Here is a 12,427-nt window from a genome sequence, read left to right on the forward strand (position 1 = left end):
AATAGTATTCGTGTAACATTCGATTAAATTTATAAAATGAAAAAAAATGCTTGTAAATTTTGTGGTAAGACATTGACGGGAAGATCGGATAAGCTGTTTTGTGATTTGCACTGCAAAAGCTCTTACCATTACAGGAGATCTTTGGAAGAAGCACCTCGGTTTTATAATAAGGTAGATAATCAGCTAAAACAGAACAGACGAATCTTAAAGGCCTTTAATAAGGCGGGTAAGGCAACCGTTAGAGCTAAAGTTTTAACGGAGCAGGGGTTTAACCCCAAGTTTTTTACGCATTACTGGAAAAACAATAAAGGAGATATTTACTTGTTCGTATACGAATACGGTTTCATAAAAAGGATGGAGAACGGCAATGAAAAGTACGTTTTGATCCAATGGCAGGATTATATGAATTAAATTTTAATTGATTTGTGTGAAGAAATAAATAATATTGCCTGTTTCCATGTCGTAATGTGGGTATTTACCAAACTGATCATTTGGCAAATTGTTTACCGGAAAATAACGCTTAGTAAGCAATGCCTTAAGTTCTGCGATATCATTTTTGGAAGCAGGTTTGTTCTCCTTTTTTGTTAACAAAGATTTCACACCGTCAGCAGCTAAACTACCTAAAGCGGCATTACCAATACCGGCATAGGACATATTCGGTTTGTTGTCTTTGGACTTTTTTTCTGGTAAATTACCACTGTCTTTTTTCTGGGGCAGGGGTGGTTTGGATGTGCTTTTTAGTGTCCAATACCTGCTTCTACACGAATTGCAGCAAAATTTTTGTACACCACGTCGCTTAGGTATGTAATCATCGCCACAATGCAAGCATATTTCGGTTTTTTTCATTTTTATGCGTAAATTAAACGTTTAATTTACGCATAAATACAAATTTTTAATTTAATGGTCAATTTTAAAAACAGCTTTTAGAATACTGTTTTCAGATTCTTCTGGACTAATAAGGGGTATTTTTTTGGGTTTATCCTTATTTTTTGGAACCGTTGGAGTAGTGGAGTCCACCTTTTTAGGAACCTTGTAAAGCTCGGATTGATTTTCTTTTGAAATGACCTGTTTTAAATCTTTATAATGGCTGTTAATTAAATTTTCCAGATTTAAATTAACTTCGGTTGGTTCTGGTTTTTTAGAACAAAAATGTTCTAGGTATACCTCATGGTGCGCTTTGTAACTATTTTTTTGTAAAGCAAAAAGGCCAAAGGTGTCATTATTTGATGTAATATAATTACCAAGGTTGTTGTTAAGCCAATTCGTGATATAGGCCAATGTTTCTATTTGCTCTAAATATTTTTTAGAAACATAGTCGAATTCGTAAGGTTCCAGCTTAGCTTTTTGCTGCAGCAGATTGAAAATATTTTGTTCTAGAACGGCATTTTTTAAAACTGTTTTGGACCTGTCGTGGTTATCCCGTAAAATTATTGGACCTCTATGGTAATCCAAAACCAAAACGGTATTGTAAAGCTTGTTTTCTTTAAAGAGATCTATTTTTTCCAATGCATGTTTAAATAGTTTGCTATTTGGTATATAGAACACAAAATCAACCCACAGGTTTTTAACGAGCTCTAAATAGTAATCGTGTAAAGCCGTTCTATGCATGTGATGGTTTTAGCATTTCAGAATAATCTTCAGGTAATTCGGCATCGATGTCCCTTAAATATTTTTCAAGGGCCGACATCGTTGAATGGCCGGTAATGAGCATCAGCTTACTTTTGGCCTCAAAAGGTGACGAACCTTTGGCCAAAGCACGATATAGTTTGGTAATATAGGTATGCCTAAAACTGTATAGCCCATAATCTGCACCCAAGTTAAAATGATCTTTCACTACTTTTTTAAATCGTTTGGAAAAGTAGTTGCGTTTATTGATAACGGCGGTGTCCCAATGGCCTCCAATTTTATCGGGAGTGAACAGCATAGCGCCTTTATCCAAATTCGATAAGTCAGGCAGGTCATTCCATAAAATTTCAGGAATAATTTTAGTCTTTACCGGACTGTTTTTAGCTTTGAACTGTATGGTTCGATCGGCAAGATCAATATCCTTTACCTCCAACCGGCAAACCTCAATGGGCCTCAGGAAGTTGTAAGAGATAAATTTTATATATAACAGCAGTATCGGATCTTTTTCTTCGAGGTATTGGAAGATGGCTTCTTGAGTGCCCAAAGAATAGGTTTTGTTTCGCTCCGGTGTAGACTTCAAGACCGGTATTTTCTTTATGAAGTTGGTCTCTGCAATATCGTTGTCTTCCAATACCTGCACAAGGCTGCTCAGGTCGGTGCGGTAATTATTTCTGTTACGTGCACTGGTTCTGTCCAATATGTCATTTAAAAAGGCAGAAACCACTTTTTTATCCAACGAATTAATAGTTTTAATATCAGGATAATTTTCATCCACCCATTTTAAAAACGAATCTGCCCTGTTTTTGTAACCTCTTATTGTGGTCTTGCTGAGTAGTTTCTTTTTTATGTTTAAAGAAAACTCAAAAGCTTCGGTCAGGGCCATGCCTTTGTCTTCCTTAAAGGGTATTTCTTGGTTTTCAACAGGGCTGTTTGGTGTCTCTTTTTTAGAATTGAGTTTGTTGTACAGTGCGGTATTGTCTTCAAATGGATTATAACCAAGTTTAAGGAGTTTTAGTAAAGTTTTTCTATAAATGGTTAATACTTCCATACGTTCTTCTTTGGTTTTATACTTATTGGTTTCACCATAGAAGGGAGTAACACGTTTTAATTTTCCTGTTTCAGGATTTCGAAACGAAAAATAGACGTACCAGCGTTTGCTTAAATTACCGTTGGCCGTGTAGATTTTAGGTATTGAAAAATTCTTTTTTTGGGACAAATCGTATGCAGTTTCGTATTCACTTTCGTATGCAAATGTAAGTATTTGTTTAAATGTAAACATAAAAAAAACGGTTTAGAAAGGCTAAACCGCTTGTTTACATGTAATTGATTTTTGTAGCGAGAGGGGGGCACGATCCCCCGACCTCCGGGTTATGAACTCCAAAATCGTGTTCAATAAAACACGTTTACTGGGGTTCCCAAGCTATATTTTTATGAAATCGTGTTCAAAACCGTGTTCAGGTTGTGTTATAAAATTTAGAAAATTAAACAATAGCAACAAAATGACCAAATAAACAAATTAGTGAAAGTTAAATTTTCACATTTTTAGCGCTATTACTTTGTTCATTTTCTTTTTATTTATTTGTAAGTGTTTTATAATTGAAAACATTTATATTTACTAAATATCTTTATATAATTGTATTAAAATATTTTGATTATTAGTGAAATAGGAGACCATGAAAATTTATTAGAATCCCTTAAAAATGGGGATAAAAATGCTTTTAAATCCATTTTCAATATTTATTACAAACGCTTATGTGTTTTTGCGTTACATTACGTGGACGATCAGTTTGCTGCAGAAGAAATTGTTGAAATAACTCTGCTCAAACTTTGGCAGAAACGCAGTAAAGCCGATAAAATAAAAAATCTGAAATCCTACCTATATACCATGGTTCGCAATGCATCAATCGACCATAACAAAAAAGAGAAGAAATTTGTTCGATTGGAGATTGAAAAACACGATTCGGTTTCACAAAAAAATCAGTTTATAATTGAAGAGGAAACTCACGCTATATTGTTCCAAGCATTAGAGAAATTGCCAGAAAAATGTAGAAAAGTTTTCGAATTGTCATGTTTAGATGGTATAAAATATAAAGATATCGCAGAAGATCTTCAAATAAGTTTGAATACTGTTAAATCCCAACGAGCACGGGCCATTGAACTCTTAAAAAAGGAGTTGAAATATCACCCTTTATTTCAAATTTTACTTGCTACTTTTTAAAAAAGTTAATTTTTTTCCACCCTAAATGGGTTTTTTTAAGTCATATTAGTAAAGCAACAGTAGTTTAATTGTTTTTTTGACAAATACTAGATGAAAAAATTGAGATATTGGTAAATCTGAATTTTTTAAAATATACCAGACTAATGAATCAAAACACCCTTTCTGAATACCAAATAGCAGAACTTATATACAAGTCTATCGCAAAAGTTATAACTACGGAAGAGCAAACTCTTTTGGATAATTGGTTGAGCGAAGAAAGTAATCTGGCTTTATACGAGAAAATCACTAACAAGGAAAATATTCAAGATAAGTTTGCAATATACAAGCAAATTGAAACCGATCGGGTTTATAAAAATATTGAAAATAAAATATCAAAAAGTGATAAGCAGTTTAAAGAAGCCAGGTTTTATAATGTACTTAAATATGCCGCAGTTTTTTTGATTTTTTTGGGGCTAGGTTATCTTTATTACACGGGATATTTTAGCAACGATTCCAATGTGCTGGTGATGCCAAATGAAAGCATAACGTTGCAATTAGAAAATGGTGCTACCAAAATAATAAAAGAGAATAGTTCTTCTAAGATTTTGGATGCCAATGGGAATGTTGTTGGTGAACAAGATGGAACCCAGATTGTTTATAGTAATGAGACCAAAGGAGAGCGTTTAGTTTATAATACATTAAAGGTTCCTTATGGAAAACGATTTGAGGTTAAGCTATCCGATGGGAGTTCGGTGCATTTAAACGCCGGAACATCACTTAAGTATCCTGTTAAATTTTTAAAAGGACATAAGCGGGAGGTGTTTTTAAAAGGTGAAGCCTTTTTTGACATTGCAAAGGATGAAAGCCACCCTTTTTTAGTAAATACAGACGCATTGGGTGTTGAGGTTTTGGGTACACAATTTAATTTTTCAAGCTACCCAGAAGACTTAGAAACCGATGTTGTTTTGGTTGAGGGGTCCGTTAATTTATTCGCTATTGAGGATAAGGGCAACAGTGTAACGCTAGAACCTGGATTTAAGGGGAGTTACAATAAAAAAGAAACTGAACATATTTCTACAAGGCAGGTTATAACCAGTATTTATACTTCATGGATTGACGGTGAGTTGGTGTTTAGAAACATTACTTTTGCTAACATCCTTAAAAAATTAGAAAGACATTTCAACGTTGAAATTATCAATAGAAACGCAGAGTTGTCAAATGAAAAATTCAATGCCAGTTTCAGAAATGAGCCAATAGAAAAAATATTGGAATATTTTAAAATCACCTATAACATAGATTACTCGATCAGCGAAAATAAAATTTTAATCAACTAACTAAACTAAATAACAATCAGCCTATGATTTAGCTACATAAAAAAACAACCAAACCAAAAAACATCTTTCGCTCCTTTATTTATTACTGCGAGCAAAAAAAACCGGAAAATGGTGACGCATTTCCCGGCCATTTAAAGGTGTTATTAAAACTAAACCAATAACCACAATTAAACTCTTAAAAGTATGAAAAAACTTCTTGATAAGAAAAGAAGCCATCATTCTTCACCGTTAAAACTCGATTTAAAGATGAAGTTAAGTGCATTATTTATTTTTGTTGTGTTCTTTACCCTACACGCAAACACCTCGTATTCACAAAAAGCGAAAATATCTTTAAGCTTAAATAATGTTACCGTTGGCGAACTTATAGATGAGATTGAAAGCTCCAGTGAATTTAGATTTGTTTACAAAATAAAAGACGTAAACCTAAAAAGGAATGTTTCAATAAAAGTTGAAAAAGAATCTATCAACACCATTTTAAATGAGGTGTTTTCAACAACAGATACAGCTTACAATATTGTTGATCGACAAGTATTTTTGTTGAAGAAATCAGAAGATGACAGTTTAAAAAAGGCTGAAAGCTCCAGTACTACAGCCACGCTGCAAACTTGGGCGGTAAAAGGTTCCGTTGTCGATGATTTAGGTCAACCTTTGCCAGGAGCTAATATTCTTGAAAAAGATACAACTAACGGAACACAAACAGACTTCGATGGAAATTTTAGTTTAAATGTTTTAGATAAGAACGCTGTTCTTGTAATATCATATATAGGGTATCTTACTCAAGAGGTTTCTGTTAATGGTCAACCTAATTTAAGTGTAAAGTTGCGAGAGGACACTGCAGCATTAGATGAAGTTGTTGTTATTGGTTACGGTACGCTTAAAAAAGCTTTGGTTACCGGTGCCAGTGTACAGGTGAGCGGTGAAAATATTGAAAAAATGAATACTGCAAATGCTATTCAGGCTCTTCAAGGCCAGTCACCCGGTGTGCAAATTACGTCTACTTCAGGCCAACCGGGAGAGAGCTTAAATGTTGTAATTAGAGGTGTGGGTTCTACCTCAGGAAGTAACCCTTTATACGTCGTTGATGGTATTTTAACCGGAGACATTTCGTATTTGAACAATGCCGATGTAGAATCCATTTCTATTCTAAAAGATGCGGCATCAGCCGCTATTTATGGTTCCCAGGCATCAAATGGTGTGATTTTGGTTACCACAAAAAAAGGAAAAAAGGGTCAAGCTGCCCAAATAACGTTCGACCAGTTTTATGGACTTCAGTCTGTGACGCGAAAAGTAGACTTGCTTAATGCTACTGAGTATGCCACTATGATTAATGAAGCGGCAATGAATTCAGGAAGAAATCCATACTTAACCAATGCCGAAATAGCAGAATTGGGTGAAGGCACCACTTGGATGGACGAAATGTTTGTAGATAATGCGGCCACAAAAAATTATTCTTTAGGTGTCACCGGAGGATCAGAAGCCTCAGTGTATTCATCTTCTTTATCATACTTTGGTCAAGAAGGAGTAGTTGGAGGTAAGGATTTATCAAATTACGAACGTTATAATTTTAGGTTTAATTCCGAGCATAAGCTTTATAAGGATGTCGTAACTTTTGGTGAAAACCTAAGTTTTGCATACATTAAAAAAAATGGTATTGGAGTAGGCAACCAATACAATAACTCATTAAGGAGCGCATTTAGGGTAAGCCCACTATTGCAAATGTACGATGAGAACGGAAATTTTTATAACACTACAGGTGATAGTGAACCATGGTTAGCAGGCAGTGCAAACCCCTATGCGGAAATGTTGTTTAACAACCAAAATGAAAGTAATGACCAAAAATTATTAGGTAATATCTATTTGCAAATAGAGCCAATTAAAGGTTTGACCTTCAAAACTACTTTAGGTTTGGATTACTATGCGGGCGAAGGGCATTCCTATGGTCCAATATATGAGCTGTCTATTTATTCAAATAGAATTCAGGACAATACAAACCAAAGCATGAACAAAGGAAAAACTTTGACATGGGATAACCTATTAACTTATAAGTTTGAAATAGATGAAAGGCACAATTTTGAAACTATGGTTGGTTCATCTTCTATAAACTTTGATGGCACTTATATTAGTGGAAATAATGTGGATAATGTGTTTGTAGGACTAGGTACTGCTTGGTTGGACAATACTACGAACCTAGAAGGCGCGCCTTTAATGAGTATTGGAGGAGGAAAATCTGAAAACAAAAGGATGTCTTATTTTGGTAGATTAAATTATAACTTCAATGAAAAATATTTAATAAACGCTACGTTTAGAGCAGATGGTTCTTCAAATTTCCACCCTGATAACCAATGGGGCTATTTTCCCTCAGTTTCTTTAGGTTGGATAGCAACCAATGAAGATTTCTTAGGAAGTTCAAATGCTATTAATTTCTTCAAGTTAAGAGGTAGTTGGGGACAAGTAGGAAATCAAAATGTTGATGCTTTTCAATTTTTAGCGCCCATTCAAACTTCTACAACAAATTATAATTTTGGGAATGAAGAAGGTGTATTAACCCCAGGAGCATATCCTAATAGGTTGGCTAATCCTGATTTAGCCTGGGAAACTTCAGAACAAACCAACATTGGTTTTGATGCCAGATTATTTAACAATACCTTAAACGTTAATTTTGATTGGTATAAAAAAACTAATAAAGATTGGCTGATAGTAGCACCTATTTTGGCTACAGCCGGAGCCGATGCCCCTTTTATTAATGGCGGTAATGTGGAAAACACCGGTGTAGAATTAGCCTTGAATTACAATAATAACTTTGGTGACTTTTATTATAATTTAGCGGTTAACGGAGCTTACAATCAAAATGAAGTGGGTAAAATACCAACCGGAGATGGTATAATTCATGGTGAAACTAACCAATTGTTTGATAATGCGCCAGAATTTTATCGTGCACAAGATGGCTTCCCATTATGGTATTTTTGGGGATATGAAACAGCAGGTGTTTTCCAGAATCAACAAGAAATTGATGATTATGGAGTTCAGCCAAATGCAGCACCTGGAGACATTATTTACCGAGATGTAAATGGTGATGGAAGCATAAGTGATGCTGATAAAAAAATGATAGGTGATCCCAATCCAGATTTAACTTATGGTTTTTCTATTTCTGCAAGCTATAAAGCATTAGATTTCTCTGTATCTGCAAATGGTGTAGCAGGAAACCAGTTGGTGCAGTCCTACAGAAATCCTGGAGCTTTAGGAAATTATACTTCGGCAATTTTAAACCGTTGGACAGGTGAAGGGTCATCAAACACCATTCCTCGAGTAACGGAAGATGGAAGGAATTTTGCCCAGTTTTCAGATTTATATGTTCAAGATGGCGATTTTTTAAGAATTAATAATGTAACTCTTGGATTAGATTTAGCAAAACTAAACACTGGTAAAGCGTTTTTTGCTCGCGAATTCAGGGTTTATGTATCGGCATTAAACTTATTCACATTTACCAAATATGATGGTATGGATCCGGAGGTTGGTTTTGGAACAGGTGAGGGAACTGCGTCTGGTGTAGATATAGGGTATTACCCTAGACCTAGAACCTTAATGATGGGCTTAAACGTTAAACTTTAAAAAATACAGAAAATGAAAAATACATATTTATATATTTTATGTTTAGGGTTATTGACTCTAGGGTCTTGTAGCTTAGAAACAGAGCCTTTAACGCAAGTAACAGATTCTAATTTCTATTCAACTACCGATGATGCTTTTAGCGCATTAGTTGGTTGTTATGACGGATTGCAAATAGCCACAGGAGGTATTGGAGGTTTATCTTTTCCTGTCGCAAGTGAAGTTTTGTCTGATGATTGTTTTGGAGGCGTAGGAAATGCAGATGGTTTTGGTTTTCAAGCTGTAGATGAGTTTGATAAAAGCCGCTCACCTGCTGATGTTGATTTATTTAACTACAACTGGGTAACCTATTATAAAGCATTATATCGATGCAATGTTTTTTTATCGAAATTGGATCAGATTGATTGGGGCGGTGATGATGAATTAAGAAACACATACGAGTCTGAAACTAGGTTTATAAGAGCTTATCTTTATTTTGAAATGGCAAGATTATGGGGTAATGTTCCATTGCTAACTGAGCCAACTTCTGAAAATGTTCCACAAGCCTCACCAGAGGAGTTATATGCGGTAATTGCACAGGATTTAGCTTTTGCTTCAGATAATCTACCATCTGTAGCTTACAGTTCAGTTGAAAGTGGGCGCGTTACTAAATGGGCGGCAAAAGCCTTATTAGCGCGGGTTTACTTGTTTTACACGGGGTATTATGGTGCTTCTGATTTAGCAGGAATAATTAATCAAGTACAAGCTTTAGGGCATTTGGAAGATGTTATAAATTTAAGTGGTCATGGATTGGTTGATGATTACGCAACACTTTGGCCTGCTGCGTCTATAGAAAACTATGTTGGAGAAAATAACAAAGAAGTGGTTTTTGGAATTAAATACACATACACTAGTGATTATAATGGAAACACAGATGGAAACCATTGGATGGTTATGTTTGGTATGAGAGAGTTTACATCTTACCCATACGGAAATGGATGGGGTGTTACTGTTAACCCAAAATTATGGGATGCATTTGATGAGAATGATACCAGAAGAACAGCATCGATAATTTCGATTGATGATGAAGAAATTCCTTTTGATAAAATTGAAAATCAACGTGAATATACTGGATATTATAATAAAAAGTATTCTCCAATGTCTGATGAAGATGGAAACAGTGCGGTAACTGCTTTTGGGGTTACGGATTTTCAAATTAATCAATTCCAAGATTATGTTGTTATGAGGTATGCAGATGTTTTATTAATGGCAGCAGAGTTAGGCAGTCCAAATGCACAATCTTATTTTGACCAAGTAAGACAACGCGCTTACCAATCTAACTTTTCATCGATTACAGTTTCTCAAGAAAATATAATGGTTGAGCGCCATTTAGAATTTGCTTTAGAAGGTGTAAGGTATTGGGATTTATTACGACAAGGCATAAGTACAGCAGCATCAACTATTGCTGAAACTACAGAATTGTTAAGTGGAGGGGTTGCTGATACAAAAACTATCACTGCTGAAAAGATTCAGGCAACTAACGGGTTGCAACAAATACCAAATACTCAAATTACATTGTCGGATAACGTATTGAAACAAAATGCGGGTTGGTAATTATAACTAAACTAAATTTTAAACCATGAAAAAAATAAGAATATTAATCGCATCATTTTTGATGCTGGGAATAGCTTTCTTTGTACCATCGTGCAACCCAGAAACAGGAGCTTTAGGAGAGCTTCCAGATAAGTCAGAAATTCAGTTTGAGATAAAACAAGATTTTACTGTTGACCCAGGTGGAAACACGGTAATTATGACAAACCAAACACCCGGTGTCACTTTAACTTGGGACTATGGTACTGGGAAATCCAACAAAGCTATTGAAACTGTTAAATACGCTTTTAAAGGTGATTACACTATAAATATCGCAGCGGTAACAAAAGGAGGTATTGTAGAGCTAGACCCTGTTACTATAACAGTTACAGATGATAACTTAAGTTATGTTGACGATCCACTTTGGAATCTCCTTTCAGGCGGTGTGGGCAATTCAAAAACATGGGTGCTCGATTTAGATGCAGAAGGCGTTTCTAAGTATTTTAATGGTCCAATGTATTTTTACGGTACGGATAACGCTTGGCTAGAAGGTGGTGACGAAGGTTGTTATGGAACAGATTGTTGGAACTGGAGTCCAGATTGGAAAGGAAATGAATGGATAGCAACCCAAGGTGATTACGGAAGCATGACGTTTAGTTTAGATGGTGGGCCATTTTTAACCACAAATCATCTAATGATTCCTAGCTACGGCGAAGAATCTGGAACCTATTTTTTAGATGCTGATGCCAAAACACTTTCAACATCAGACGCAACTATTTTACATACTAATGAGAATGACGCCTGTGTAGATGATTGGAGAAATATGAAGGTGTTTTCAATTACTGAAAACACCTTGCAATTAGGAGTTTTAAGAAAGGAAAGCTGCGATGGTTTTGCCACATTAGTATTTAATTTTATTACTAAGGAGTACAGTGATAATTGGGTGCCAGAAGATTTGCCAGACCCAGACCCACCAATTGATTTAGATGGTGAAACCGTTGATGATTTATTATCTACAACAACTACAACAAGCAAAACGTGGTATATGAGTCCAGATAGTCCTTTTGATTGGACCGATTTAGACGGAAACCTGTTAAATGGTTGGCAAACTGTTGAAGATTATGAAGCCGCAGGTTGGCCAGGTTATACTTCTGCCGATCAAGCTTCGGTTATTGAAAATAAAATAACATTTTCAAATGACGGTACGGTTACGACAATAGATAGTAATGGTACAGAAATGGCGGGAAGTTATTCAACCAGTACTGATGGAACCAATATTATTACATTTACTGATATCACGCCATATTTCCCTATCGGTGGCTCTTGGGCAACCGTGGGTACAACTTCTCTAAATCAGTGGAAAATTGTTAAAACTGCAAAAACTGATGGAATAGTTACCGATATCTGGTTTGGTAAACGCGATGAAACTGGCAAAAATGAATATATGGTTTTCCATTTTGTTCTTGATGATAACTCATCTAATGCCGGTGGAGGCGAAGAAGAAGGTACAGAAGTGGCTGTCGATAACTCAAAAATAGCATATGGCGATTTGGAAGGAAATGGTAATTTCAGAATTGAATTCTTCAATGAGTTCGGATCTACATTTGCTGATCCACCAATCAATCCTGAGGATATAGCATTTGGAGATAGTATGGAAATTACCTTCACACTTTCGGGCATAAGCTTGACGAGTGGAGCTGTCGGTAGCTATACTGCAGATTATCAGTTTGCTTCTGATGGATGGGGTTTTCAATATTGGGGAGAAGGCACTAAAAATACTGGAGATACTACAATAACCGGTGATGGTACTTATACCGTTACATTTACTCCAGGTACAGATGTTTCTGGTCCAATTGTATTCACCATTGATATTTTTGGTTTGGGTGCAGATATTGAAGATATCTCGGCCGTTACAACTACAATTGAAAGTATAGTTATTAAATAAAAGTTGAGTTAAAACCACTGTGTTATCGGCACAGTGGTTTTTAAATTTCAGTTTTTAGTCCACATTTAAAATTTTCTTTCTATTAAATAGGATGGGGTTTAAAACGATAACAATCGTTAATTATCTCGCCTATAAGGGGATTTTAATGCC

The 12,427-nt window shown here is 35.4% G+C and carries 9 protein-coding genes; 6 read left to right on the forward strand and 3 right to left on the reverse strand.

From position 1 onward, the window contains the following. The first annotated feature begins 36 nt into the window (after nucleotides 1-36). Nucleotides 37-411, forward strand: a complete 375-nt coding sequence (locus ACIEHO_RS13915) for an RING finger protein (RefSeq protein WP_406972763.1) — start codon at nucleotides 37-39, stop codon at nucleotides 409-411. Between the two features lie 3 nt (nucleotides 412-414). Here ACIEHO_RS13915 and ACIEHO_RS13920 read toward each other — a convergent pair whose 3' ends face one another. Genes ACIEHO_RS13920 through ACIEHO_RS13930 form a run of 3 tightly spaced genes read right to left on the reverse strand, consistent with a single transcriptional unit; the run spans nucleotide 415 to nucleotide 2,905 of the window. Continuing rightward, nucleotides 415-846, reverse strand: coding sequence for a hypothetical protein (locus ACIEHO_RS13920; protein ID WP_406972765.1), 432 nt, complete (start codon nucleotides 844-846; stop codon nucleotides 415-417). Between the two features lie 51 nt (nucleotides 847-897). Next, nucleotides 898-1,608: a hypothetical protein gene (locus ACIEHO_RS13925; RefSeq protein WP_406972767.1), complete on the reverse strand. Its 711-nt coding sequence runs from the start codon at nucleotides 1,606-1,608 to the stop codon at nucleotides 898-900. Continuing rightward, nucleotides 1,601-2,905 (reverse strand): tyrosine-type recombinase/integrase, encoded by a 1,305-nt coding sequence (locus ACIEHO_RS13930; RefSeq protein ID WP_406972769.1) that lies wholly within the window; start codon nucleotides 2,903-2,905, stop codon nucleotides 1,601-1,603. Before ACIEHO_RS13930 ends, ACIEHO_RS13925 begins: the two co-directional genes overlap by 8 nt. A gap of 369 nt (nucleotides 2,906-3,274) precedes the next feature. Here ACIEHO_RS13930 and ACIEHO_RS13935 point away from each other — a divergent pair, with 369 nt between their 5' ends. The 5 genes from ACIEHO_RS13935 to ACIEHO_RS13955 all read left to right on the forward strand — a co-directional run bounded on the left by ACIEHO_RS13935 (nucleotide 3,275) and on the right by ACIEHO_RS13955 (nucleotide 12,277). Further along, nucleotides 3,275-3,844, forward strand: a complete 570-nt coding sequence (locus ACIEHO_RS13935) for an RNA polymerase sigma factor (RefSeq protein ID WP_406972771.1) — start codon at nucleotides 3,275-3,277, stop codon at nucleotides 3,842-3,844. A gap of 143 nt (nucleotides 3,845-3,987) precedes the next feature. Continuing rightward, nucleotides 3,988-5,157 carry a FecR family protein gene (locus ACIEHO_RS13940; protein ID WP_406972773.1) on the forward strand — a complete coding sequence of 390 codons (1,170 nt, stop codon included), beginning with the start codon at nucleotides 3,988-3,990 and terminating at the stop codon, nucleotides 5,155-5,157. Between the two features lie 183 nt (nucleotides 5,158-5,340). Then, nucleotides 5,341-8,766, forward strand: a complete 3,426-nt coding sequence (locus ACIEHO_RS13945) for a TonB-dependent receptor (protein ID WP_406972775.1) — start codon at nucleotides 5,341-5,343, stop codon at nucleotides 8,764-8,766. A 12-nt stretch (nucleotides 8,767-8,778) separates the two neighbouring features. Continuing rightward, nucleotides 8,779-10,356: a RagB/SusD family nutrient uptake outer membrane protein gene (locus tag ACIEHO_RS13950; protein WP_406972777.1), complete on the forward strand. Its 1,578-nt coding sequence runs from the start codon at nucleotides 8,779-8,781 to the stop codon at nucleotides 10,354-10,356. Nucleotides 10,357-10,381: 25 nt separating this feature from the next. Then, nucleotides 10,382-12,277, forward strand: coding sequence for a hypothetical protein (locus ACIEHO_RS13955; RefSeq protein ID WP_406972779.1), 1,896 nt, complete (start codon nucleotides 10,382-10,384; stop codon nucleotides 12,275-12,277). Nucleotides 12,278-12,427: the final 150 nt, after the last annotated feature.

The sequence above is a fragment of the Flavisericum labens genome, assembly GCF_045446075.1.
Taxonomy (GTDB): Bacteria; Bacteroidota; Bacteroidia; order Flavobacteriales; family Flavobacteriaceae; genus Flavisericum; species Flavisericum labens.

Coding starts and splice junctions, on each gene's coding strand:
- ACIEHO_RS13950 (WP_406972777.1), top strand. CDS start 8,779: ATGAAAAATACATATTTATATATTTTATGTTTAGGGTTATTGACTCTA.
- ACIEHO_RS13940 (WP_406972773.1), top strand. CDS start 3,988: ATGAATCAAAACACCCTTTCTGAATACCAAATAGCAGAACTTATATAC.
- ACIEHO_RS13945 (WP_406972775.1), top strand. CDS start 5,341: ATGAAAAAACTTCTTGATAAGAAAAGAAGCCATCATTCTTCACCGTTA.
- ACIEHO_RS13920 (WP_406972765.1), bottom strand. CDS start 846: ATGAAAAAAACCGAAATATGCTTGCATTGTGGCGATGATTACATACCT.
- ACIEHO_RS13925 (WP_406972767.1), bottom strand. CDS start 1,608: ATGCATAGAACGGCTTTACACGATTACTATTTAGAGCTCGTTAAAAAC.
- ACIEHO_RS13915 (WP_406972763.1), top strand. CDS start 37: ATGAAAAAAAATGCTTGTAAATTTTGTGGTAAGACATTGACGGGAAGA.
- ACIEHO_RS13930 (WP_406972769.1), bottom strand. CDS start 2,905: ATGTTTACATTTAAACAAATACTTACATTTGCATACGAAAGTGAATAC.
- ACIEHO_RS13955 (WP_406972779.1), top strand. CDS start 10,382: ATGAAAAAAATAAGAATATTAATCGCATCATTTTTGATGCTGGGAATA.